23 protein-coding genes and 1 riboswitch are annotated in these 24,606 nt (G+C 63.8%); of the genes, 9 read left to right on the forward strand and 14 right to left on the reverse strand.

What is annotated here, in order from left to right:
* Window positions 1-68 precede the first annotated feature (68 nt).
* Genes ACVOKO_RS11710 through ACVOKO_RS11725 form a run of 4 tightly spaced genes read right to left on the reverse strand, consistent with a single transcriptional unit; the run spans window position 69 to window position 4,774 of the window.
* Window positions 69-1,934 carry a TonB family protein gene (locus ACVOKO_RS11710; RefSeq protein WP_346499079.1) on the reverse strand — a complete coding sequence of 622 codons (1,866 nt, stop codon included), beginning with the start codon at window positions 1,932-1,934 and terminating at the stop codon, window positions 69-71.
* A complete protein-coding gene (locus ACVOKO_RS11715) occupies window positions 1,931-3,331 on the reverse strand; it encodes a hypothetical protein (protein WP_346499080.1) in 1,401 nt (466 codons plus the stop codon). The genes ACVOKO_RS11710 and ACVOKO_RS11715 overlap by 4 nt, the downstream gene beginning before the upstream one ends.
* A 4-nt stretch (window positions 3,332-3,335) precedes the next feature.
* Window positions 3,336-4,091 (reverse strand): PP2C family serine/threonine-protein phosphatase, encoded by a 756-nt coding sequence (locus ACVOKO_RS11720; protein WP_346499103.1) that lies wholly within the window; start codon window positions 4,089-4,091, stop codon window positions 3,336-3,338.
* A gap of 2 nt (window positions 4,092-4,093) precedes the next feature.
* A complete protein-coding gene (locus ACVOKO_RS11725) occupies window positions 4,094-4,774 on the reverse strand; it encodes a vWA domain-containing protein (RefSeq protein WP_346499081.1) in 681 nt (226 codons plus the stop codon).
* A 254-nt stretch (window positions 4,775-5,028) separates the two neighbouring features.
* On the opposite strand from ACVOKO_RS11725, the gene ACVOKO_RS11730 reads away from it, so the two are divergent.
* Entirely contained in the window at window positions 5,029-5,442 is a 414-nt protein-coding gene (locus ACVOKO_RS11730) for a hypothetical protein (protein ID WP_346499082.1), read from the forward strand.
* Window positions 5,439-5,636 (forward strand): hypothetical protein, encoded by a 198-nt coding sequence (locus ACVOKO_RS11735; RefSeq protein WP_346499083.1) that lies wholly within the window; start codon window positions 5,439-5,441, stop codon window positions 5,634-5,636. The genes ACVOKO_RS11730 and ACVOKO_RS11735 overlap by 4 nt, the downstream gene beginning before the upstream one ends.
* Before the next feature lie 256 nt (window positions 5,637-5,892).
* On the opposite strand, the gene ACVOKO_RS11740 is transcribed toward ACVOKO_RS11735, so the two are convergent.
* Complete coding sequence (locus ACVOKO_RS11740; protein ID WP_346499084.1) at window positions 5,893-6,309, reverse strand: hypothetical protein; 417 nt, start codon at window positions 6,307-6,309, stop codon at window positions 5,893-5,895.
* 74 nt (window positions 6,310-6,383) lie between these two features.
* The gene (locus ACVOKO_RS11745) at window positions 6,384-7,604 is read right to left on the reverse strand and encodes a multidrug effflux MFS transporter (RefSeq protein ID WP_346499085.1); all 1,221 of its coding nucleotides are present in this window, start codon (window positions 7,602-7,604) and stop codon (window positions 6,384-6,386) included.
* Between the two features lie 337 nt (window positions 7,605-7,941).
* Window positions 7,942-8,050, forward strand: a riboswitch (glycine riboswitch).
* Window positions 8,051-8,162: 112 nt separating this feature from the next.
* Between ACVOKO_RS11745 and gcvP the strand changes: the two genes are divergently transcribed.
* Both gcvP and ACVOKO_RS11755 read left to right on the forward strand, forming a co-directional pair.
* Entirely contained in the window at window positions 8,163-11,027 is a 2,865-nt protein-coding gene (gcvP, locus tag ACVOKO_RS11750; RefSeq protein WP_346499086.1) for an aminomethyl-transferring glycine dehydrogenase, read from the forward strand.
* Between the two features lie 22 nt (window positions 11,028-11,049).
* Window positions 11,050-11,319: a hypothetical protein gene (locus tag ACVOKO_RS11755; protein ID WP_346499087.1), complete on the forward strand. Its 270-nt coding sequence runs from the start codon at window positions 11,050-11,052 to the stop codon at window positions 11,317-11,319.
* Between the two features lie 95 nt (window positions 11,320-11,414).
* Here the strand turns inward: ACVOKO_RS11755 and ACVOKO_RS11760 are convergent, their stop codons facing one another.
* A complete protein-coding gene (locus tag ACVOKO_RS11760; RefSeq protein ID WP_346499088.1) occupies window positions 11,415-14,078 on the reverse strand; it encodes a M1 family metallopeptidase in 2,664 nt (887 codons plus the stop codon).
* An 86-nt stretch (window positions 14,079-14,164) separates the two neighbouring features.
* Entirely contained in the window at window positions 14,165-14,896 is a 732-nt protein-coding gene (locus tag ACVOKO_RS11765; protein ID WP_346499104.1) for an AraC family transcriptional regulator, read from the reverse strand.
* A gap of 169 nt (window positions 14,897-15,065) precedes the next feature.
* Between ACVOKO_RS11765 and ACVOKO_RS11770 the strand changes: the two genes are divergently transcribed.
* Entirely contained in the window at window positions 15,066-15,476 is a 411-nt protein-coding gene (locus ACVOKO_RS11770) for a hypothetical protein (protein WP_346499089.1), read from the forward strand.
* 214 nt (window positions 15,477-15,690) lie between these two features.
* On the opposite strand, the gene ACVOKO_RS11775 is transcribed toward ACVOKO_RS11770, so the two are convergent.
* The 4 genes from ACVOKO_RS11775 to hflK all read right to left on the reverse strand — a co-directional run bounded on the left by ACVOKO_RS11775 (window position 15,691) and on the right by hflK (window position 19,537).
* Entirely contained in the window at window positions 15,691-16,983 is a 1,293-nt protein-coding gene (locus ACVOKO_RS11775; RefSeq protein ID WP_057630794.1) for an adenylosuccinate synthase, read from the reverse strand.
* Window positions 16,984-17,228: 245 nt separating this feature from the next.
* Complete coding sequence (locus ACVOKO_RS11780; RefSeq protein WP_346499090.1) at window positions 17,229-17,414, reverse strand: DUF2065 domain-containing protein; 186 nt, start codon at window positions 17,412-17,414, stop codon at window positions 17,229-17,231.
* Window positions 17,415-17,570: 156 nt separating this feature from the next.
* Complete coding sequence (gene hflC / locus ACVOKO_RS11785; RefSeq protein WP_346499091.1) at window positions 17,571-18,434, reverse strand: protease modulator HflC; 864 nt, start codon at window positions 18,432-18,434, stop codon at window positions 17,571-17,573.
* Window positions 18,431-19,537, reverse strand: a complete 1,107-nt coding sequence (gene hflK / locus ACVOKO_RS11790; protein WP_346499092.1) for an FtsH protease activity modulator HflK — start codon at window positions 19,535-19,537, stop codon at window positions 18,431-18,433. Before hflK ends, hflC begins: the two co-directional genes overlap by 4 nt.
* A gap of 297 nt (window positions 19,538-19,834) precedes the next feature.
* Here hflK and ACVOKO_RS11795 point away from each other — a divergent pair, with 297 nt between their 5' ends.
* Window positions 19,835-20,830, forward strand: coding sequence for a YhdH/YhfP family quinone oxidoreductase (locus tag ACVOKO_RS11795; RefSeq protein WP_346499093.1), 996 nt, complete (start codon window positions 19,835-19,837; stop codon window positions 20,828-20,830).
* Between the two features lie 90 nt (window positions 20,831-20,920).
* Window positions 20,921-21,304 (forward strand): twitching motility response regulator PilH, encoded by a 384-nt coding sequence (gene pilH / locus ACVOKO_RS11800; protein ID WP_346499094.1) that lies wholly within the window; start codon window positions 20,921-20,923, stop codon window positions 21,302-21,304.
* Between the two features lie 461 nt (window positions 21,305-21,765).
* Here the strand turns inward: pilH and ACVOKO_RS11805 are convergent, their stop codons facing one another.
* Both ACVOKO_RS11805 and ACVOKO_RS11810 read right to left on the reverse strand, forming a co-directional pair.
* Window positions 21,766-22,665 carry a DnaJ C-terminal domain-containing protein gene (locus ACVOKO_RS11805; RefSeq protein WP_346499095.1) on the reverse strand — a complete coding sequence of 300 codons (900 nt, stop codon included), beginning with the start codon at window positions 22,663-22,665 and terminating at the stop codon, window positions 21,766-21,768.
* A gap of 127 nt (window positions 22,666-22,792) precedes the next feature.
* The gene (locus ACVOKO_RS11810; protein WP_346499096.1) at window positions 22,793-23,230 is read right to left on the reverse strand and encodes an Hsp20/alpha crystallin family protein; all 438 of its coding nucleotides are present in this window, start codon (window positions 23,228-23,230) and stop codon (window positions 22,793-22,795) included.
* A gap of 152 nt (window positions 23,231-23,382) precedes the next feature.
* Between ACVOKO_RS11810 and ACVOKO_RS11815 the strand changes: the two genes are divergently transcribed.
* On the forward strand, window positions 23,383-23,865 hold the full coding sequence (locus ACVOKO_RS11815) for a peroxiredoxin (protein ID WP_346499097.1): 483 nt from the start codon (window positions 23,383-23,385) through the stop codon (window positions 23,863-23,865).
* Between the two features lie 30 nt (window positions 23,866-23,895).
* A complete protein-coding gene (locus tag ACVOKO_RS11820; RefSeq protein WP_346499098.1) occupies window positions 23,896-24,471 on the forward strand; it encodes a ferritin-like domain-containing protein in 576 nt (191 codons plus the stop codon).
* Window positions 24,472-24,606 lie beyond the last annotated feature (135 nt).

Here is a 24,606-nt window from a genome sequence, read left to right on the forward strand (position 1 = left end):
CAACGCTGCACTTCCGCAGCCTTCTACAAGAAGCCCGCACATCGAAGCGGCTCTGGGCGCACACCCACTCAACGAATATGGAAGACCACTGGTACCCGCAGTGTGATCTTTTCCACATCCGCCGTCGCCATTCCCGGCTCAACGTTCCACCCCAGTGCGGCCTCACGCGCTGCTCTGTCGAGGATGGCACTCCCACTACTTTCGTCGATGGCGACGCCCGTTACCACTCCGTCACCGGACAAGGTGATCAACAGGACAACGCGACCTTCGATATCCTCATCCCAGGCAGCGCGGGGATAACGTGCGGGCTTGGTGCGCGCCTTGTCTGCCAGCAACATTCCCAGAAATTCGGATGGACTGGCACCTGCACCACGCTCAGCAATCGCGCCGACTTCAATTTCGGCCGGCTTCAGTGCAATTCGAAATTGCACTGGCACACGCCGTCGCTCGCCTGACGACGCGATCACACCAGTCGCACGCCAATTTCGAGCCGCCACCCGTGCATTTGAATCCAGCAACGGGTCGCCGCTACTCTGCTCAATCAGCACCGAGGTAATGACACCGCCTTTCAATACGTCAATCACCAGAACCATCTGCCCATCGGACTTTATTCCCGAGTGCGGTATTGGAATAGGTGACTCCAGCGCAGCAAAACCCGCCGCAGGCAGGTCAACTACAACCTCCCCCTTTGAAGCGAACAGATTGGGCATGGCCGGGATAGACGGAGCCATCTCTGCCCTCAAGCCGCGCCCGCTCAGCACACGCCGCGCCTCGGGTAACACCTGCTCCGCAGTTGATTGGCTGCGAGCAGCATCATCACTTCCAATACTTGCCGTAATGTGGCCGCCTGGCTTGCTGGACATTGCGCTCACCCGCGCCTTGAGGATGGCCAAACGCGCAATGGAAGAGTCAGGTAACAGGCTTGCGTGGAACTCCAGATCCTTGCGAATCATCCTCTGATACGTTTCGATCAGACTGGGTTGCGCCCCCGCAGCATCTCTACTGCGCGTGAGTTTTTCCGCAGTGATCAGCGCACCGAATGCCAGCTCCTCGTCCGAATCAACGATCATCGACGCATAGCTTTGCCACAGCGACGGCGTGGTCGGCTGATAGCTGAGCAGTGCTTCCTGCAGCGACACGATTTCTTCCAACTGGGTATTCAGCTCATGATTCGGGTTCGCCGAGTCCGCGGACACTGTGTGCATCCGCATGGCGGAGTTCAGGTCGGCCAGGCGATGTACCAGCAACTGCACACCCCCTAACGTCGCGTCTGGCACCGCCGCCCACATTGCTTCAACCGCGGCACCGCGTTCATGCCTGAGCTCAGCCGAGCCAGCGGGATCCTCGGTTCCGTTGAGCGTTGCATAGAAGCGGTCTTTGGCCACCTCGTAAGCAAGCTTCTGGTCACGATCAGGCAATCGCTGGCGCAGCCCTGCCCATCGCTGCAGATCTTTCATGGCCTCATCAGCTGACTGTTGATTGCCGCGTGCAGCAGCACGCGCTATCACGACTACTTTCTCGCCAGCATCACGCTCATAGGCACCGCGCGATCGCCATTCCTCCACACTTGGACCGTCGCCTGCGATCGGCGTCCCAGTATCCTTCGACGCCATGGGTGTCGTTTCCGCGCCCATCGGTGACTTGCCAGTTCCAAGCAGTAGAGAAAAGAAGCCAACAGCTATCAGCACTGCCGCAAGCAGATAGCCACGAGAGCGATCCTGCGCCGCCACCTCCAGCAGCGACCACACCACCGCCACGCCGCCAATCATTACACCCGCTCTAAACGCCACCATGCCGTCACTCAGATTTTCCAAGGACAGCAGCTGCCCAAGCTTGGCAATTCCACCGAAGGCAAATGAGGCCAGCCAGCCCCAAACTGGCGCCAGCACCAGCAGCATTGCCAGCGCGACGAGCAATCCGAGAGCGGTTTTCAAGGTCTTTTACTCAGAATCAGCATAGGCACAAAGACGATGAAAACCAAGCTGGCCAATAACAGTAGTCCGCCATGCATTCCCAGCATCATGTCCACACTCCAGCTGCGGGACGCCACCGCTTTGTAGCTCCTGTAAGCAGGCATGCCCCAACTCATTACCCAGCCAAACAACAGCGGCCCAGCGATAGCCACCACTATCCGCGTCCTAAAACCGATCCGTCCCACCGGCTGTGCGGCGGGCGCGGCAGCTACGGCGTTCTGTGCTGCTGTGACCGTTGCTCCTGTGGCACGTGGCCGCTGTTGATGCCGCAGACCGCTCTTTGCCTTTTTCCCGGGACGGGCTTTGCTGGCACGCACACTGTTGGCCAACAAGGTCTTGCGCGCACAAGCCGCACACGGCATGCCACTGAAATGCTGATGCGCGCCATCCTTCGCGCACTTCACCAGCAATCCATTGTTGCGGCGCGCATAGCGCAGCAGCAGCGACGACCACTCGGCTACCGCCGGGCGCCGCCGGGCCTGGTTGGCGAACGCGCGGTCGAACATGTCACGCAGCTCGGCCGGAAATGCCGCATGGCCGCTGACCGGCGATGGCAGGATGCGGGTGTCGCCCCTGCCCTGCGCATAGGGATAGAGATGGGCGGCAATGCGCCCTGGCAGATCACTTGGCAGCGTCGCGCCATTGGGCCTGCCGCTATACGGATGCAGGCCCGAGTTGAGCAGCTGGAACACCATCACCGCCAGCGCAAACCTGTCCTGTGCTTCTTCCTCGCCGGCGGCAACGCCGCGCTGCTGAAACTCGGCAGCCAGGTAATCGGTGGTGACCTGCTCGGAAAGAAAACGTTCGCCCTTGCCCTGGATGCTGAAGCCATCGCAATCCAGCATCGCGATGAACAAGGACTTGCGGTAGAAGCGCACATTGAGCGGCTTCAGATCCACCACGTAGTGCTGGCGCTCATGCAACGCGGCCAGCATCACCGCCAGGTTGGCGGCCAGCGTCATCTTCGGGCCGAGCGCTGTTGGCAAGCCCTCTTCGCGCGCCTGCCGCTCCTGCAGCACATGTTCAAGGTCACTGGTGGCGGCAACATCCAGCGCCGGCATGGTGAAGCCGAGGAAGCCGCGCGCCTTGTCGCGCAGCAGGCCGGTGGGCCAGGCAATCTGCACCTGGCGCACGCCCTTGTCCTCGACATCGGGCAGGTCCGGGCGCAGCTCCAGCATCGCCCGCACCTTGCGCTCGTAGACCTGCCCGCCCTTGTCGGAGTGATAGAGCTTGGCGACTTCGTGCGGGCGTTCCTTGATCAGGAACACACTGCCTGCACCGCCGCTCTTGAGCAGCCGGCCCAGGGTCAGCGGTGCGCGCTGCTCGTCGTAGATGGTGTCGCCGGCTTGTGCGGCCATGCGCCTAGACCGGCAGCGCCACCAGCAACGTCTTGTCGTCGCCAGTGATGTGATCGGTGCGCGGATCGGCCAGCGTCGCCTGCAAGGCTTGGCTGCCATGCGCGGCATCCACGCCGCCCAGATAGCGCAGCACCGGTGCGATGAAGGGCTGGAACAGGCCACTGCCATCGCGGGTCATCGCAAACGGCTGCACCCCATCGGACATCAGCACCATCGCCTGCACGCGCCCTTCGAAGCGGGTCAACCGCAGTTGCTCACGCCAGTTCCCACCCGTGACGAACCAGGTCTCGTTAGCGTATTCGCCATTGGCTGGCAGCGATACCGCCGGCGCCTGCGGCGGGGCAAACTCACAGGCCGCCACGCCGTCCCCCACATGGAAGAACCAGCCGCCGCCGGCGTCGGCTACAACCCCGACCAGGGTGCAGGCGTGGTCGGCCAGTGTCAGCTGTTTGCCAGCGGCAATGCTACCCAGCTGCTCACGGGCGCCGATGATTGCCGCCTCGATGATTGCGCGCAGCGTATCCACCGACATCGCAGCCGGATTGCCGTCCAGCTGACGATGCGCGGCAATCGCCGCCACCACCGCCGTGGAAACCGTCTTTGCCCCCGTATCACTGTGCGTGGCCGAGCCCGCGCCATCACAGACCGCGGCAATCAGCACGCGCCCTGCGCAGGCCGACGCGTATGCGTCCTGGCATGGCTGCCCGCGATCCAGATGGGAGCGCCCGGTGGCCGATGCGGCCATCACCCGCCAGCCCATGTTCAAACCGTCACGTTTGACCAGCTGTCGGTCGACGGCAGCTGTACCTGGCCACCGGGCGTGGAGTTGGACACCACCCGCATGCTGGCACTGAGCCACATGAACAATTCCTTGAACTGCAGCCCCTGCAGGCGCTTCACGCCGCGCTCGCCATTGCGGCTGAACTGGCCGAGCACGCCGATATCGGCGTTGCCCACACCAATCGGGAACACCGCCACCTTGTTCTGCTGCTCGGCATCGCGGCAACGCTCGGCCACGGCTTCCCAGGCGTCGGTGGGGTTGCCATCGGACATCAGAAACAGCCAAGGCCGCGTATAAGCCACGCCGGCCTGGCGGAAGCGTGCCTTCTCGTCTTCAATTTCCTGCAGGGCCAGCTCCACCGCGGCGCCGGTCGGCGTGGTGCCATTGGCGGAAAGCTCGGGCGCGCTGAAATCCATCGCGTCACACCAGTCACCGGTGATCGCCGCATTGTCCATGTCGCCGTATTCGATCAGCAGCACGCGCACGCGCTTGGCGGCGATCACGTCGCCCTTGAGCTCCTGCTCCAGCAGCTTCAGGCCTGCATTCAATTGCGCAATGGGTTCCCCGCTCATGCTGCCGGAACAATCCAGCACCAGAATCAAGGGCGTGCGCTGCTCGCTGTTATCAACCAGCGACACATCAGGAATAGCTGCAACAGACATCAGGTGTGCCTCCATGCTCAGGGGACGTCGTGGCCGGATTATAGCCACAACTGTGGCCGCGGCTTCTTACATCCCCCAAGCCACGCCTGGACCGCCCGCTTCCTCGCAGCGTCCCCATCGGCCAAAACCTGTTTCAGCCCCTGCGCACCACGCCTCCGTGGCTGCGCTACCATCCGCCGCAACGGGGCCCGGCGGACAATGGGCACCCTTACCCGCGACCGGGCTGGCCCGGCAGCACAACAGGAGTACCTGGCATGACCTGGATCATCGCTGTTGCTCGTTGGCTGTTTGCGCTTTTCTACATCTATGTCGGCGCCAGTTGGCTCTCCTACAAGTTGTTCGGCACCGCGTGGCCGGACCACAAGGAAGCCCCTGCCGCCAAGGCACTCACCACCGCACTGACCGACAGCGGCATCGTTGATCCGTTGATCGCATCGGCTTGCCTTGCCGGCGGCCTGCTGTTGCTGTTCCGACGCACCGCCCCGCTGGGCATCGTCGTACTCGCGCCGCTGGTGGTTGGCATCTTCATCTTCCACGTGTTCCTAAACCACGATTGGCCATGGGGAACATTTCATCTGTGCTACCTGGGCATGCTCGCTTGGCTGCATCGCGCAGGTCTGCAACCCTTGTGGAATTTCCAGACGATTCCCGCCAGCAAAGCGCATTGAACTCGATGAAATCACTCCCCCGCCTGTCTGCCGTGCTGTCGATGCTGCTGGTGCTGGTGGCATGCAGTTCCACGCCTGCCCGTAGCCCACCGCCTGCAGATGCAGCGGCCATCAAGGAAAACTGCGCGCTTGCCCGGGAAAGACAGAACGAAATCGCCATCTCGCATTGGTGCGACAAATCAGGGAAGCGTTGAAATCCAGCGGGAGTTCCGGCTCCCGGGTGCGCTGCGCTTACCCGGGCTACACCCGTCGCACACCAACCTGTAGTGCCGAGCCATGCTCGGCAGTGGCCTCACCGCTAGACCAGAAGCAGCACAACCAAACGTGTACGTGCTTCGCGGCTTACGCCGCTCCCACAAGAGGCGCCGCAGCCCATCGGGCAATCACCAGCGGTCACAGACGACAAGGGCGCCAATGGCGCCCTTGTCGGTTTCAAACCTGTGCGCAGGTTCAGTGCGTACCGGCAGCTGCCTTGCCTTTCGCGCCCAGCTCACCGGCCAGGTTGCGCTTGTAGGTATCGAAGTCGATGCCCTGCTCGGCCACTTCGGCATGCGCAGCGTCCTTGAGTGCGTCCGAATACATCAGCCGCACGGGGGTATCGTTGTTCTCGTGCCATTCGGCGGCCTGCATGATCAAGGCCAGCACGCGTGCGGCACTGGTGGTCTCACCGGCGATCTTGCCATCCATGCCCAGCACCCATTCGCCATCGCGACGGACGATACCGGCCAGCAGGCCACGGTGCTGATCACGCAGCTCGGCATGCGGCTCAACTTTCGGCTTTTCCGGCGGATTGGCTTCGGCCTGGTTGCGTTCGCGCTCGGCCAGCTTCTTCTTCGCCTCGCGGCGGCCTTTGGATTGGATCGACATCAGTTGTTCACTCTTTGAACGGCCGCCGGTGATGGCGGCGCGGCTATTGTCCCCGATGCGGGGAGAAATTCGTGTCAGGACGCGGTTTCGGCGCGCTGGGCGCGCAGGCTGATGCGCTCCCACTTCCACATCGCCCAGCTGCCGAAGGCGAACAGGGCCGCGCCGATGGCCAGGGTCAGGCCACTTCGGCTGAGCATCGGCGACAGCACGCCGGCGATGATGGCGTTGGTGACCAGCGTACTGAAGGCCTGCATCGATGAGGCCGTGCCGCGCTGGCGCGGGTACATGTCGAGGATGGCCAGGGTCAGGATCGGGAAGATCAAGGCCACGCCGAACGAGGTCAGGGTCAGCGGCAGCACCGCCCACGGCACCGTCATTTCGGTGGCGAAGGCGTTGTAGGCAATGTTGTAGATCGCCGCCACCGCCATGAAGCAGTAACCGATGCGCACTGCGCGCGCGCCGTCCATACGCCCTGCCGCACGGCCCGAAGCATAGGCGCCCAAGGCCATGCCGCCGATGGTGGGAATGAACAGCCAGGCGAACTGGCGCTCGTTCATGTGCAGCAGATCGAGCACGAAGGCCGGTGCCGAGGCGATGTACAGGAACAGCCCGCCGAAACCCAGCGAGCCGGCCAGGGCCAGCCGCAGGAAGCGCGGATTGACGCCGATGCTCACGTAATCCTGCAGCAGGCGCTTGGGGTGCAGGCTCAACCGTGCGTGCGGCGGATGGGTTTCCGGCAGCCAGATGCAGGTGATCAGCAGCAACAGCGCCGAAAAACCGACCAGGAACCAGAAGATGCCCTGCCACTGCGTCCAGCCCAGCAGCCAGCCGCCGATGATCGGGGCGATGGCCGGGGCGATGGAGAAGATCATCGACACCTGGCTCATCAGCCGTTGCGCGTCATCGCCGTCGTACAGGTCGCGGATCACCGCGCGGCCGATGATGTAGCCCACGCCAGCCGACAGGCCCTGCAGGAAGCGGAACAGCAGCAGCGTGCCCATGTCGGTGGAAAGCGCGCAGCCGACCGAGGCGCCAATGAACACCACCAGCCCACCGATGATCACCACCTTGCGGCCAAGCGCATCGGACAGCGCACCGTGCACCAGGCTCATCAATGCGTAGGCCAGCAGATAAACGCTGATCACCTGCTGCATGGCCAGTTTGTCGGCCCCCAGATCGGCGCCCATCTGCGGGAATGCGGGAAACACCGCATCGATCGCGAACGGGCCGAACATCGACAGCCCCGCCACCAACAAGGCGATACGGCGCAATGAAACCTGCTTGCTTGCTTCCATGGTTTTCAATAACCAGCAACGGCACCAGCGCGGGGCCGGTGCGGGGTGAGAGACCAGATGAACAGGGCTGGGCGCCGGCGGCGCCACACGGCCATGATGCGGCAATTTGTCCGGACATTCACCCGCTTCAGGTAGCGGTTCCGGGCAGCCCGGCCTTGCGCGTGCAAGGCGCGCGTTTGAAACCGGGACGTAGATGGTAATCCAAGCCGCTGCGCGGGTCTGCCCCGGGGCTTTACCGGGCTATAATCGGGCGGCTGCACGAACAAGGTGGGAGAAGCGGTTCACCCCGCTGCCGAAGGCGCAAACGCCCGTAATCGCTCAGGCCCGATACCACCCGTATCAAAACTCTGGAGAGACCGGTTCAATCCGGCGCCGAAGGTGCACGAAGCGCACGATCCTCGTCGCGTCGCTTCCAAACTCTCAGGCAAAAGGACAGAGGGGCGCGAGGTAAGCCTTTGGCTTGCCGGCTGTGGTGGCGCGCGTGCGCGGCACCCGGACGGCAGCAGGGCAAGCCTGGCTCACCGCCCCTGCCCTGCATGCCTTCTCCGGACGTCAGCCATGACCCAGAACACTTTTTCGCTGCGCGAGCTCGAACACCACTCCGCGTTCGTCGACCGCCACATCGGCCCCAACGACGCTGAAATCGCGCAGATGCTGCGCACCGTTGGCCATGATTCGCTCGAAGCGCTAACCGACGCCATCGTGCCGGGCTCGATCAAGTCGCCGGCACCGCTGGCGCTGCCCGAGTCGCTGACCGAAGTCGACGCGCTGGCCAAGATCCGCGCCATCGCCGACAAGAACAAGGTACTGCGCAGCTTCATCGGCCAGGGCTATTACGGCACCCACACGCCGAACGTGATCCTGCGCAACATCCTCGAGAACCCGGCGTGGTACACGGCCTACACGCCGTACCAGGCGGAAATCTCGCAGGGCCGCATGGAAGCGCTGATCAACTTCCAGACCATGGTCGCCGACCTGACCGGCATGGAAATCGCCAACGCCTCGCTGCTGGACGAAGCCACCGCCGCAGCTGAAGCAATGACCCTGGCCAAGCGTTCGGCCAAGTCCAAGTCCAAGACCTTCTTCGTACAGGACAGCGTGCACCCGCAGACGCTGGAATTGCTGCGCACCCGCGCCGAGCCGATGGGCATCGAGCTGCAGATCGGCAAACCGGCTGATGCGCTGACCGCCGACACCTTCGGCGTGCTGCTGCAGTACCCGGACAGCCTGGGCAACATCGGCGACTACAAGGCGCTGGTCGAAGCCGTGCACGCCCGCCAGGGTCTGGTCGCCGTAGCCACCGATCTGCTGGCACTGACCCTGATCGCCGCTCCCGGCGAATGGGGCGCGGACATCGTGGTCGGCAACAGCCAGCGTTTCGGCGTGCCGTTCGGTTTCGGTGGCCCGCACGCGGCCTTCATGGCCTGCCGTGACGCCTACAAGCGCTCGATGCCGGGCCGCCTGATCGGCGTTTCCGTCGATGCCGAAGGCAAGGCTGCCTACCGCCTGACCCTGCAGACCCGCGAGCAGCACATCCGCCGCGAGAAGGCCACCTCCAACATCTGTACCGCACAGGTGCTGCTGGCCGTGATGGCCTCGATGTACGCCGTCTACCACGGCCCGGAAGGCCTGCAGCGCATTGCCCGCCGCACGCACCGTCTGGCCGCGATCCTCGCCGCTGCTCTGCGTGGCAAGGGCGTGGCAGTTGGCAACGACTTCTTCGACACCCTGCACATCACCGGCGTTGATTCGGCCGCGCTGAAGGCCAAGGCCGAAGCCGCCGGCATCAACCTGCGCATCATCGATGCCGGCTCGGTCGGCATCAGCCTTGACGAAACCGCTACCCGCGCCGACGTAGTCGCGCTGGGCCAGCTGTTCGGCGCCAACGTCGATGTGGATGCACTGGATGCCAGCACCGCCGACGCGCTGCCGAAGGGCCTGGTCCGTAGCAGCGAGTTCCTGTCCCACCCGGTGTTCAACACGCACCACAGCGAGCACGAGATGCTGCGCTACCTGCGTTCGCTGGCCGACAAGGATCTGGCGATGGATCGCACCATGATCCCGCTGGGCAGCTGCACCATGAAGCTCAACGCCACCGCCGAGATGATCCCGGTGACCTGGCCGGAATTCGCCAACATCCATCCGCTGGCACCGGCTGATCAGGCGCAGGGCTACAAGGAACTGATCGACGGCCTGGAAGCGATGCTGGTCGAGTGCACCGGCTATGACGCGGTGAGCCTGCAGCCGAACTCCGGCGCGCAGGGCGAATACGCCGGCCTGCTGGCGATCCGCGCTTACCACCGCTCGCGCAACGAAGGCCATCGCGACATCTGCCTGATCCCGGACTCGGCGCACGGCACCAACCCGGCCTCGGCACAGATGTGCGGCATGACGGTTGTTGTCACCAAGACCGACGGCAACGGCAACGTCGATGTCGAAGACATCCGCCGCAACGCCGAGAAGTACAGCGACCGTCTGGCCGCGATCATGATGACCTACCCGTCCACGCATGGCGTGTTCGAGGAAGAGGTGGTCGAGATCTGCGAGATCATCCACAAGCACGGCGGCCAGGTGTATACCGACGGCGCCAACATGAACGCCCTGGTCGGCGTGGCCAAGCCCGGCAAGTGGGGCTCGGACGTGTCGCACCTGAACCTGCACAAGACCTTCTGCATCCCGCACGGCGGCGGCGGCCCGGGCGTTGGCCCATGTGCGGTGAAGTCGCATCTGGCACCGTTCCTGCCGGGCAAGCTCGGCGACAACGGCCCGGTCGGCATGGTCAGCGCAGCCAGCTTCGGCAGCGCCTCGATCCTGCCGATCAGCTGGATGTACATCACCCTGATGGGCACCGCCGGCCTGCGCAAGGCAACCCAGGTTGCACTGCTCAACGCCAACTACATCGCCAAGCGTCTGGCACCGCATTACGCCACGCTGTACACCGGCCGTAACGGCCTGGTGGCGCATGAGTGCATCCTCGACGTACGTCCGCTGGAGAAGACCTCCGGCATCGGCGCCGAGGACGTGGCCAAGCGCCTGATCGACTTCGGCTTCCACGCACCGACCCTGAGCTTCCCGGTTGCCGGCACGCTGATGGTGGAGCCGACCGAGAGCGAATCGCAGCACGAGCTGGACCGTTTCATCGACGCGATGATCCAGATCCGCGAGGAAATCCAGGCCATCGAAGACGGCAAGCTGGACCGCGAGGACAACCCGCTCAAGCATGCTCCGCATACTGCCGGTGCAGTGTCGGCCAGCGAGTGGACGCATGCGTATCCGCGTGAGCTTGCCGCCTTCCCGCTGCCCTCGCTGAAGCTGCAGAAGTACTGGCCGCCGGTTGCACGCGTGGACAACGTGTACGGCGACAAGAACATCATGTGCGCCTGCATTCCGGTGGATGCGTACAAGGAAGATGTGGAGGCGTGATCGGGCTTGATTGCCTGATGGCGTGAATGAAAACAGCCGGCGAAAGCCGGCTGTTTTTTATGTCGATTGGAGAGCTGGAGCGCAGGGTCTTCCTGGAGCGGTGCGAACAGCAGGCGGCAGGATTTCTGCTTTGGCTTTGGCTTTGGCTTTGGCTTTGGCTTTGGCTTTGGCTTTGGCTTTGGCTTTGGCTTTGGCTTTGGCTTTGGCTTCGGCTTCGGCTTTGGCTTCTGCTGCTTCTGCTTTGGCTGTCCCTTCTCCCGTTTACGGGAGAAGGTGCCCGAAGGGCGGATGAGGGGGATTTTGACTTTGCTTAGCTAGAAGCTTCCCCTCACCCCAACCCCTCTCCCGCATGCGGGAGAGGGGCTTTGAGCAAACAGCCGCAGCTCCTCAATACCCCTTCTGCTTCAACCACGCATCCACCTGCGGCTTGCGCTCTTCGCGCAGTCGCAACTTTGTCTGGATCCCGGCAATCGCCGTCTCCGCATCACGCCGCGACGTCGGCGCGATATGCGCCTCGGCGAATGCCTTGATCTTGTCCACCATCTGCAGGTTGTCCGCACTACGCCCCAGGCCCGGGTAATAGCGCGCACGCGAGGTACTGTCGACCAAGGTATCCACCTTCTCGCGATGGGCAACGGCGAAATCAAACGCCAGATCCGCATGCTCACGCGACACACCACCAATCATGCCCGCGCTGTTGGTCGCACCCGGCTCATCGCTCAGCGCCATGTCCAATGCACGCTGCGCCAACGCCTTGTCCTTGGGCAAGGCCAACAAGCCGTAGTACTGGTCACGCACCATTGCCGAGGTTTCCTGCCTGGCAAGCGTGTGCAGCTTGTCCCAGGTTGCAGCGTCGGCATTGCGGGCCACCACGCCGAGTACGCTGCTGCGCAGCTCCGGCGACAGTGAGTCAGGTTTGGTCAGGAAGGCATCAAAGCGACGTTGCGCTTCGGCAATCACCTGCGCGTCGTCCAACGCCGCCAAGGTGTTGATCAAACTGCTGCGCAGCTCCTTGGTCTGCGCCGAGTCACTGTCCTTGCCGTCCCAACCCAGTGACTGCAGTACCGGCGACAGACGCGAGCGCGCATAGCCACGGAACGCGGCCTGGCGTGCCGTATCGCCATCAAACATGCTGTCGATGCCATTCAAGGTGCCGGCGACCATGTCCCACAGATCGGTCGGTGCGTCAGCGGCGACCTTTGCGGTCAGATCCAGCAGGTCCGCATCCGGCTGCAGGCCAGCGGCAGCCAAGGCACTGGTATCCATCATCACGCCCAGCTGGTCCACTACCGGCAGCTTGTCGAAGCCAGCACTCAAGGCCTTGAACTGGGCAGGCGCATACAAGCTGCGGTAATAGCCCTTCTGCCCGGCATTGACCAGCAATGGTCCGCTGCAACCCGGCAACTGAACCTGGGTATCGCCGTCGACCAAGGTATGCACCACCTCGCCACTGCCCACACGCAGACTCACCGGTACGCGCCAGTGCAGCGGCTGCTTGTCCTTGCGGTCAATCGTGTACTCGCCCTGGCTCAGCTTCACCTGGGTGTTGCCGGCCACGCAGCTGCTGCTGGCGCGGATCAAGGGCACGCCCGGTTGCAGGGTGAAGTCATGTGCCACTTCCATGAAGCGCTTCCCCGGTGCTGCCTTGTCGATCTCGGCCCACAGGTCATCGGTGACCGCATTGCCGTAGGCATGGGCGGCAACGTAGCGCCGTACGCCGTCGCGCCAGGCATCGGCGCCTACATAATCCTCGAACATCGAGATCACCGCCGAGCCCTTGCCGTAGGTGATGCCATCAAACGCCTGGCTGGCCTGCTCCACCGTCGCCACGTGCTGCACGATCGGGTGAGTGGTGACGAAAGCATCGCGCGCCATCGCACCGCGGCTGGTGTGCGCGGCATCGACGCTGTTGATGTCCCATTCCGGATGCAGCTTGCGGGTGGTGCGCGCTTCCATCCACGAGGCGAAGCCTTCGTTGAGCCACAAGTCGTCCCACCAGGCCATCGTCACCAGGTTGCCAAACCATTGGTGCGCGATTTCATGCGCGGCGATCGAGAACACCGCCTTCTTGTCGGAAACGCTGGACACCTTCGGGTCCAGCAACAAGGCGTATTCAAAGGTGAAGATCGCACCCCAGTTCTCCATTGCGCTGAAGAACTGGCTGCCGCCGGGCGCGGCGATATTGTCGAGTTTGGGCAGCGGATACTTCACACCAAAATAGTCGTTGTATTCGCGCAACACCTCCGCGCTTCCCTCAAGGGCAAAGCGCGCCTGTTCAACCTTGCCGGTCTGGGTGATGACGCCTATCTCGGTGCCGCCCTCGTTGACGGCTTCACGCTCGAACTCGCCACTGGAGAAGAACAGCAGATAGGTCGACATCTTCGGCGTGGTCTGGAACACCACCTGCTTGAGCCCCTTGCCCAGCGGCTTGCTGCTGGCCACCGGCATGTTGCTGACCGCCATTTCGGCTGCCGGCACGGTGACGCTCAGATCGAACGTGGCCTTGAAGCCGGGCTCATCCCAGGACGGAATGAAACGGCGCGCGTCGGAGTTCTCGAACTGGGTGAACAGCGCGCGCTTTTTGCTGCCATCGGCCACCGGGTAATCCAAGGCGAACAGCCCGTTTGCCTGGGTGTTGATGGTGCCGCTGTAATCGATGTTCAGCGTGTAGCGACCGGGCGCCAGCGGCGCGGCAACACTGAAGCTGGCGGTCTGGTTGGCCTCGTCCACGCTGATCGTGACCGGCATGGTCTTGCCGCCGCCTGCTGGCTGCAGCTGGCTCTTGCCGAAACGCATTCCCGCTGCCTGCAACACGATGCTGGCGGTGGGCTGCAGCACTTCCAGATCGATACTGACCTTGCCATCGAAGCGCATCTGCGCAGCGTGTGGCGTGATCTCCACCCGGTAATGCTGCGGACGCGCAGTGCGCGGCAGCTGGGTGGTGATTTCGTTCGGGGCTGCGGCGGAACCCGCCGCTTCAGCAGCAAATGCTGCGGGCGGGGCAACACAGGAAAGGGCAAGACTGATCGCGACAACAAGGGAACGGCGCATCAAAGCTCCTGACGGAAGAACATGGGCTTGATGCCCACCACCTCCGCATCATCTGCCCCTCCAACGCCTCCCAACACCCCCGGAAGTCATAGCCCTGCGCGAGCTGCTTCCTGTTGCGCGCGCTCTGCGATCATCGCCCGGTACTGACGCGGGGCCATCCCAACCTCGGCCTTGAATTTGCGGGTAAATGCGCTCTGGTCACTGAAACCACAGGCCTGGCCGATGCTGGCCACGCTGTCCTCGCCATGCAGCAGGTGCAGGGCGATCTGGATGCGCAGACGGGTAAGCACCTGCTGCGGCGTCATCTGGAACACCTTGCGGAACGAACGCTCCAGCTTGGACAGTGAGAAGCCGGTGATGTCCAGCAAGGTCTGCATGCGCACGTTTTCAGCGTAATGGGTGTTGAGGTAATCCAACGCCAGCCGCAGGGGTTCGTACTGCGACTCCAGGCCGCCGCGCTGGCCCAGATCACGCGAAATGCCGATCAGGCCGATCACCTTGCCGTTCTCTACAATGGGCCGCTTGCAGGTCAGGCACCAACCCGGCTGCTGGTTGGGGAACAACTGCAGCTCCATCACGTTCTCGATCACCTCACCGGCCAGCACGCGTGCGTCCTGCGCCACATAGGCTTCGCTCATGCCCACCGGGTAAAGCTCATCGGCGCGCTTGCCGATCGCATCGTTGCGCGACTTCATGCCCAGCCGCTGCATCATCGTCATATTGACGTGGGTGTAGCGCCCATCGATGTCCTTGGCAAAAAACAACACGCTGGGAATGGCGTCGAACAGCGCTTCAATTTCGGCAGGGTCAATACGCATCGGGTCATTCAGGCTGGCAGCGGGAACGTGCCCGGCCATTCTAGCCAGCCCCGGGCCGTTACCGCGCTGGTCATAAGTACCTACCCGGGCGAGCATCCGCCAGATGAAGACAAGTCCGTCGCCGGCATTGGCGGCATGATCGGGCCTACCTGCACCCGAACGCCTGCCCATGTCTGAAGCCAGCCCCTCCAATCCCTACGTTGTCGGCCAACTGTGGGCCTGCCAAGGCCGTCATGACGACGAACAGCCCACGCTGTTGATCAACCGCATCGACCAGCATCCGCTCGGCGGCGGCAACATCTACCACGTCACCCTGGGTGGATTGAAGATCCGTCACCCCGGCGTGCCCGGCGGCCTCATGACCGAGCTTGCCCATGCCCCGGTCACCGATCAGACCCTGCAGCGTAGCCAGCTGCGTCTGCTGGGCCAGCAAGCGCCGGATCCGGCTTACCTGAAGGGCTATGGCCAATGGCGCGAGGCATTTGATGCCGGCAATGCAGGCTCGTTCGGAGTCAGCGTACCGACCATCCTGGAAATCGTCGAACGTCGGCTCAACGGTACCCCGCTGGATCAACCCTGACGGCGAGCCCTGCCCGGCAGGAACCTAGCCGGTAACGCCCCTGCCGACCATGGGTCGGCACTACAGGTTGAAATACGCCGGGCGCGGGTTTGCTGGTGCCGACCCAGGGTCGGCAGAAGACCTTTCGGTAACGCTCCTGCCGACCATGGGTCGGCACTACAACGACAACGCCCCGCTTTCGCGGGGCGTTGGCTTTTACATCACAGCGCGGCTATCAGCCCCACGGATCCTGCAGGATCATGGTGTGGTCGCGGTCCGGGCCGGTCGAGACGATCGACACCGGGCAGCCTGCCAGCTCTTCCAGCGAACGCAGGTAGGCGCGTGCAGCCGGCGGCAGCTTGTCCCACTCGGTGATGCCGTGGGTGTTTTCGCTCCAGCCCGGGAATTCCAGGTACACGGGCGTGCACTCTTCCCAGCCCTGCGCGTCCAGCGGCGCGTATTCCGAACGCTTGCCACGGTATTCATAGGCAATGCAGACCTTCAGCTTTTCCATGCCGTCGAGCACGTCGAGCTTGGTGATGCACAGGCCGGAAATACCGTTGATGGCCACCGCGCGCTTGAGCGCGACGATGTCCATCCAGCCGCAGCGACGCGGGCGGCCGGTGGAAGCGCCGTACTCGGCACCGCGGTCGCGGATGCCCTGGCCGATTTCATCGTCCAGTTCGGTCGGGAACGGGCCACCGCCAACGCGGGTTGCGTAGGCCTTGGCGATACCCAGCACGTAATCGATGGCATCGGCGCCAACGCCAGCACCGGCCAGCGCACCACCGACGGTGGTGTTGGAGCTGGTGACGTACGGGTAGGTGCCGTGGTCGATATCGAGCAGTGCGCCCTGCGCGCCTTCGAACAGCACGCGCTTGCCCTGCTTGCGCAGGTCATGGCAGATGCCGGCAACGTCGGACTTCATCGGCTCGACGTATTCGCCGAAGGCCAGCGCTTCCTGGTAGACGGTGTCGAAATCGACCGCTTCCACGCCCAGGTACTTGGTCAGCACGAAGTTGTGGTAATCCAGCGCGGCGCGCAGCTTTTCAGCCAGCTGTTCCGGGTAGTGCAGGTCGGCGATGCGGATACCGCGACGTGCCACCTTGTCTTCATAGGCCGGGCCGATGCCGCGACCGGTGGTGCCGATGGCCTTGCCGCCGGCGGCCTTTTCACGGGCCTGATCCAGGGCAATGTGGTACGGCATGATCAGCGGCGCTGCCGGCGAGATCTTCAGGCGCGAACGCACTTCCACGCCAGCCGTTTCCAGCTCTTCGATTTCCTTGCGCAGGGCGGCCGGGGAGATCACCACGCCATTGCCGATCAGGCACAGCGCGTCATCGCGCAGGATGCCGGACGGAATCAGGTGCAGGACGGTCTTCTTGCCGTTGATGACCAGGGTATGGCCAGCATTGTGGCCGCCCTGGAAACGCACAACTGCGCCGATTTCTTCGGTCAGCAGATCGACGATCTTGCCCTTGCCTTCATCGCCCCACTGGGCGCCAAGAACAACAACTGATTGACCCATGACGGGTAACTCCTGAATTTGCTGCGGCCATCGGGGCCGCGGACGGGGCCGTGCGCTGCATTGGAGTCTGCCATCGGGGACGCCCCATCGGGGAGCATCCGGCAAACGCCAGGGCCATACACGGAAAAAGCCGAACGGGGCGCTCCAAGAGGAGTTGGCCCGACCGGCTTTTGTGGATTATCCGGGTTTTGACTGACAGCTACCACCCCCGTGACTACGGGTTGGTATGGGCGTCAGGGTTTGGTTCAGTGGCGGGCCAACCACAGGCAGCCCAGGCCGATCACAACGGCCACCGCGCCCATCCAGCGCAACGCCGAGGACGGCTGTTCCAGCAGCTGCGCGGCCATGCGCTTCCACGCCAGCGGCGCGATGAACAGAAACAGGCCCTCGATGACGGCGACGAGGCAGAGGGCGGAAAGTAGGTCTTGCATGCGCTATCGCCATTGCCTTCTCCCAGCGGGAGAAGGTGCCCGTAGGGCGGATGAGGGTGCGGGCGGAGCCCATCGAATCGGGACATCAGGGGCGTTCCGCCCCCTGCCCTCACCCCAACCCCTCTCCCGATGGGAGAGGGGCCGAAGATCAAGCGATCAGCGATCGCTCTTCATGTACTGCAGGAACGGGTCGTTCTTGTCGAGCACGATCACGCCATTGCCGTCGGTCATCGAGGCACGGTAGGCCTCCAGGCTGCGGTAGAAGGCGTAGAACGACGGGTCGGCCGAACCGGCCTTGCCGTAGATCGCCGCGGCCTGGGCGTCGCCCTCACCGCGCAGCTGCTGCGCATCACGCTCGGCTTCGGCCACGATCACGGTGCTTTCGCGGTCGGCCTGGGCGCGGATGGTCAGCGACTGCTCCTCACCCTCTGCACGCAGCTTGGCAGCTTCCTGCTTACGCTGGGCGCGCATGCGCTCGTAGACGTCGGCAATCACCTGGCTGTCGGTCGGCAGGTCGATCTGCTTGATGCGCAGGTCGATGATCTGCATGCCCAACGCCGCAATCGCTTCGTTGATCGACTTCAGCTGGCCGGCAATCAGCTCGCCACGGTCACCGGACACCAGCGCCTGCAAGGTGCGCGAGTTGATCTGGTTACGCAGCGAGTCGGTGATGATCGGCGCAAGCCGGGCATTGACGATCTTGCTGTCGCCGCCGGTGGCGCGGTAATAGGCGCGCACATCGGAGATCCTGCCAATGGCGAAGAAGTCGACGCTGACGTCCTTCTGCTCGGCGGTGAAGTAACGCGCCGGGGCGGTATCCAGCACCTGGAAGCGGCGATCGAACACGCGCACGGTTTCCACCAGCGGCACCTTGAAGTGCAGGCCCGGCTTGATGTCCGCACGCACCACCTTGCCCAGGTTTAGCACCATGGCGGTCTGGTCTTCACGTACCACGTAGATCGAGCCCAGCAGGCCCAACAACACTGCGACGACTACGCCGATAACGACTGAATTTTTCATCGGCCGGCCTCCTCACGCGATGCCGAGCGCGAGACCGAACGGTCCGCGTTGCGAATGCTGTCGGTTGCCGCCGGCAGCGCCGGTGCCACCATGTCCGGGGTCAGCTGCGGCGCGTTGCCGGCCTTGCCCGCATCGGCCGGCATCGGCACGTAGATCAGCTGGCGGCCATCGCCACCAATGACCTTGCGGTTTTCGGCCAGCACCTGCTGCACGGTTTCCAGCCACAGACGCTTGCGGGTGACTTCCGGTGCGTTCTTGTACTCACCCTGCAACAAGGTGAAGCGACGCCCGTCACCTTCAGCGCGGGCCACGATGGCCTGCTTGTAGCCTTCGGCGGTGGTGCGGGCACGCGAGGCCTGGCCACGCGCTTCCGGTACCACCTTGGCAGCATAGGCCTGGGCTTCGTTGATCAGGCGTTCCTTGACCTGCTGGGCACCGTTGACCTCGTCGAAGGCCGGCTTCACTTCTTCCGGCGGACGCGCATCGGGCAGGGTCAGGCCGGTGACGCTGAGGCCGGTCTTGTAGGCCTTCAACGAGGCCTGCAGGCGCTGCTCGGCGACCACCGCCAGCGGCCCACGGTTGTTCAGCACGGTGTTCAGATCGGCACGGCCAACCTGCTCACGCACCGCGCTCTGCGCGGACTGCTCCAGCATCTGGTCGGCATCGACCGTACCGAACAGGTACTCGCGCGGATCATCGACGCGGTACTGCACGTTGACCGACACGTTGACGATGTTCTCGTCGCGGGTCAGCACCGGCACATTGCTGCTGAAGGTCTTGATCTGGGTCGCATTGACCTTGACCACCGATTCCAGCGGCCACGGCAGCTTGAAGTTCGGGCCCGGCTGCAGGATGCGCGAGTATTCGCCAAAGCGCAGGACCACGCCGCGCTGCTGTTCGCCGATCAGCTGGAAGCTGGAGAACAACAACAGCAGAACCACTGCGACCAGCACCCAGCGCCAGATACCGCCATCAAACAGGTCGCGCAGCGGTCCCGGAAGACCCCCACCCCAACCTCCGCCGTTGCCGCCACGTGGCGTACGCGGCGCGCGGTTGTTGTCCGCACCACCACCGCTGTTGCCGCCGGGTGTATTCCAGGCCATGCATGCTCCATCTGTAAGGGCCAGGCTGCGGGGGCTCCCGCCGAGGACCTGACCATCTATCGAATCCCGATTCTAACAAGGCAGACTCTGAACAGGTTCGGGGCTACCTGAACCGACAATGTTTGCCGCCGCTCATCCACCCAGAGGGCTGAGCCTGCGGCACGGGCCCGGCCGAAGCTGGCCCCGCGGTATCCGGGCAGGCCCCGATCGGCGCCTGCTTTGAATAGGAATAAGGGCAGACCGGCCTTTTCACAACAGTTATGGTTGCATTCCCCCCGCACCAACGCAGGCCCATCGATGTCCCCCAGCGCCCCGTTCACCGCTTTCCGCATCCACAACGACGACCAGGGCTACCGCGCCGGCCTTGAGCCGCTGCAGCTGGACCAGCTGAGCCCTGGCGAGGTGGTGATCCGCGCCCGTTGGTCCTCGGTCAACTACAAGGATGCGCTGGCCGGCACCGGCAAGGGCAAGATCCTGCGCCGCTTCCCGCTGGTGGGCGGTATCGACGTGGCCGGCGAAGTGGTCGCCTCCAGCGACCCGGCGTTCCGCGAGGGCGACCAGGTGCTGACCACCGGCTGCGGCCTGAGCGAAACCCGCGACGGCGGCTACAGCCAGTACGTGCGGCTGGAATCCAGGTGGGTGATCCCCTTGCCGGCCCAGCTGAGCCTGCGCGAGGCCATGGTGCTGGGCACCGCCGGCTTCACCGCCGCGCTGGCGCTGCTGCGCATGACCGAGAACCGGCAGGTCCCGGCACAGGGGCCGTTGGCAGTCACCGGCGCCACCGGCGGGGTCGGCTCGCTGGCGGTGGACATCTTCAGCCGCGCCGGCTTTGAGGTCCACGCCATCAGCGGCAAGGCCGAGGCCGCCGATTACCTGACCGCGATCGGTGCCAGCCAGATGCTGGGCCGCGACGCCCTGGCCACCACCCGGCCAATGGAATCGGCCCGCTTTGGCGGCGGCCTGGACAATGTCGGCGGCGCCATGTTGACCAGCCTGCTGGCGCAGACCACGCCTTATGGCAACGTCGCATCGGCCGGCCTGGCGGCCTCGGGCGAGCTGGACATGACAGTAATGCCCTTCATCATCCGCGGCGTGTCCTTGCTGGGCGTCGCCTCGGCCGGCACCGCCCGCGATATCCGCGAGCAGGTCTGGCAGCGCCTGGGCAGCGACTGGAAGCCGCGCCACCTGGACCAGATCTGCACCCGCGAGGTGGGCCTGGAGGGCTTGCCTGAAGTATTTGCCAGCATGCTGGACGGCAAATCCTTCGGCCGGACCGTCGTAAGAATTGATTGACGGAGATCACAGGCCCGATCGGCGTGAAAAGTGTGACTTCACGCCGATGGCGGGCCGGCACTAGAATGCGCGGACAACTTGGGGAAAAACATGGCGCGTATCCTGATCGTCGACGATTCACCATCGCAGCTGATGGGCATCCAACGGATTGTGGAAAAGCTGGGGCATGAGATTTTCACCGCCACCGATGGCGCCTCTGGGGTAGAGGTTGCCAAGCAGGTGTTGCCGGATCTGGTGTTGATGGACGTGGTGATGCCCAATCTCAACGGCTTCCAGGCCACGCGCACGCTCAGGCGCGAGGCAACCACGCAGCACATTCCGGTGGTGCTGGTGACCACCAAGGATCAGGACACCGATCGCTTGTGGGGCATGCGCCAAGGCGCCAAGGCCTATATCACCAAGCCGTTTACCGAAGACGATCTGTCGGCGGTGATCGCCCAGGTGTTCAGTGCCGAGGCACCGCCGGTTGGGTGAGAGTGCTTTCTTGGGGAAAGCTTTCAGGAAAGGCGGGCATTGCCCGCCTTTCCTGTTTTTCAGGTCCGATTTTGCCTGACGTCGCTTTGGATTTGCCTTGGGCTTGCTTGCCAGAAGCTTGCCCTCACCCCAACCCCTCTCCCGCACGCGGGAGAGGGGCTAGCACTGCGTCGGCTGCTAGTGCCCTGCGAGCTCAAGCAATCCGAGCCTCTCTCCCGCACGCGGGAGAGAGGCTAGCAATGCGTCGGCTGCTAGTGCACTGCGAGCTCAAGCAATCCGAGCCCTCTTCCGCACGCGGGAGAGGGGCTCGTAATGCGTCGACTGCTAGTGCACTGCGAGCTCAAGCAATCCGAGCCCCTCTCCCGCGCGCGGGAGAGGGGTTGGGGTGAGGGCAAGCCTTCCGCCCCAAAAAAGAAAGCGGGCCAAGCCCGCTTTCCTTCGACCGCAACAAGCAAAGGCAATCAAGCCTCGCCGAACGCCTTTGCCAGATCCTGATACGCCTTGCGTTGTTCTTCGTTGCTCGCCACCGGCGCTACCACTTCCAGCTCCACGATCTGGTCGCCGTCAGGCTTGCCCGGCAAACCGCGGCCACGCAGGCGCAGCTTGCGGCCACTGTCCGAATCGGCCGGCACCTTCAGTTCCACTGCGCCACCCAAGGTCGGCACGCTGATGCTGGTGCCCAGCGCGGCCTGCCATGGGGTTACCTGCAGGGTGTACAGGATGTTGCGCCCGTCCACCTCGAACTGCGGGTGCGAGGCGTATTCCACCTCCAGCATCAGATTGCCGCCACCGCTGCCCTGCCCGCTCAGGCGGATCACCTGGCCCGGACGAATGCCCTTGGGCACGCGCACATCAAGCTGGCGGCCGTCCACGGTGATGCGCAGGCTGTCGCCGTTGTAGGCCGCCTCCAGCGGTACCGACAACTTGGCGCGGGTATCGCGCATCGGTTGCGGACCGCCGCCGCCGAAACCGGGGCCGGGACGCCGCGCACCTGCGCCGGCACCGCCGCGCTGACGGGCAAACAGGCTCTCGAAGAAATCGCTGAAGCCGCCGTTGGCATTGCCACCGCCGAAGACTTCCTCGAAATCAAAGCCCTGCCCGCCGCCAAAGTTGGGCGGTGCATTGAATTCTTCACCCGGGCGGTAACCCTGCGCGCGCAACTGGTCGTAGGCCTGTCGCTTCTGCGGATCGCGCAGCGCTTCATAGGCCTCGTTGATCGCCTTGAATTTCTCCTCGGCGCCGGCTTCCTTGCTTACGTCCGGATGGTATTTGCGCGCCAGCCGGCGGTAGGCAGTCTTGATTTCGGCATCACCGGCGCTGGGCTCAACCCCAAGCGTGGCGTAGTAATCCTTGAATTCCATCCTCACACCTCTGAAAAAAAACTGGCCCGACACCTTGCGGCAACGGGCCATCGTGCAATCGGCAGGCGCCGTGGCCCTATTCTACCGGGCCACGGTGCCTGCGCAGGTGGAAGTTCGCTCACGCCTATCAGGCGTTGGGCTGGCCCTGCACCACCTGGATACGGCGCGGTGCCGCTTCACTGCGCTTGGGAATGCGCACTTCCAGCACGCCATTGTGGCTGTGGGCGACGATGCCCTCGGCGTCAGCGCTGTCGGGAAGCACGAAGCGGCGGTTGAACGCGCCCTGGCCACGCTCGCTGCGGGTCAGCCGCTGGCCTTCGGCCAGGTCCGGCGCCGTGCGCTGGCCGCTGATGGTCAACACGCCCTTTTCCATCTGCACCTCGATGCTGGCCGGGTCAATGCCGGGAAGATCGGCCTGCACAACGAAGCGATTGGCTTCCTCGCGGATATCCACCGCCGGCACCCATGCCGAAGCGGCGCTGCCGGTAACCGTTTCAAGCAGCGGCGACAACAGCTGATGGATCTCGGACTGGGTCGGCCACTGGCGGTAACGTACGATGCTCATGATGTCCTCCTGCACGATGTGGGGGACTGGCATGCCGGGATGGCGCTGCCTTTCCCATGCCCAGGACGTAGTGTGTGAAGACCGCCTTTTCAAGCCGTTGACGCTGCGCTTCGCCCGCCTCTTTAAACTCAAATTCAGCCTAGGAGCCCCCAATGTCCATCAACGTCGGTGACCGTATTCCGGAAGTAACCCTCAAGCGACTGCGCGAAGGCCTGGAAACTATCGACACCCATGCACTGTTCGATGGCCGCAAGGCCGTGCTGTTTGCAGTGCCCGGTGCGTTCACCCCAACCTGCTCGGCGCGCCATCTGCCGGGCTATGTGGAGCATTTCGAGGACTTCCGCAACCGCGGCATCGAAGTGTTCTGCATGGCGGTCAATGATCCGTTCGTGATGCAGGCCTGGGCCAAGAGCCAGTCGGTGCCCGACGGGCTGCAGATGCTGTCCGACGGCAATGGCGATTTCACCCGCGCCCTGGGCCTGGAAATGGACGCCAGCGCCTCCGGCATGGGCACGCGTTCGCGGCGTTTCGCGCTGTATGTGGAAAACGGTGTGGTGCGCGCGGCGTTCGTCGAACAGCCGGGGCAATTCGAGGTATCCGGGGCCGAGCACGTGCTCGCCCATCTCCCCGCATAGGGGTTCAACAGAAAGAAGGAAAGGCCAGCCATGAGCAAGCAGCCCGCCGCCAAGTCGACCACAACCACGCAGTTGGCAGGCATAACCGATCGAACAACCCTGCGTGCCAACGCGCGCAAGAGCATCGAGGATGGTGCGGTCACGCCCACCTACAGTGCCAACCGCCCGGCGGTGATCAAGCTGCTCAACGATGCACTGGCCACCGAATGGGTGTGCGTGCTGCGTTACTACCGGCATTACTACATGGCCAAGGGCATGCTCGCCGATTCGGTGAAAGCCGAGTTCCTTGAACATGCCCAGCAGGAGCAGGCACATGCGGCCATGTTGGCCGAGCGCATCGTGCAGCTGGGCGGTGAGCCGGATCTGAATCCGGACACCCTCACCGCCCGCTCCCATGCCGAGTACAAGGAAGGCGGCAACCTGCGCGACATGGTCCGCGAGAACCTGATCGCCGAGCGCATCGCCATCGACAGCTATCGCGAGATGATCAATTTCATTGGCGACAAGGACACCACCACCAAGCGCATCCTCGAGCAAATCCTTGCCCAGGAAGAGGATCATGCAGATGACTTCGCCGATATGCTGGAAGGCTGGATCGGCGAGTAACCCGGACGCCCTGTAGAGCCGAGCCATGCTCGGCTGGGGCGCTACCGGTAAACCCGGCATCGAGGGAGCGGCGTAAGCCGCGAAGCCGACAGTCAATCAGATTGCAGACATGCAGCTGGTTTCAGAGGTATCGGC

The organism is Stenotrophomonas sp. STEN240, from assembly GCF_056756175.1.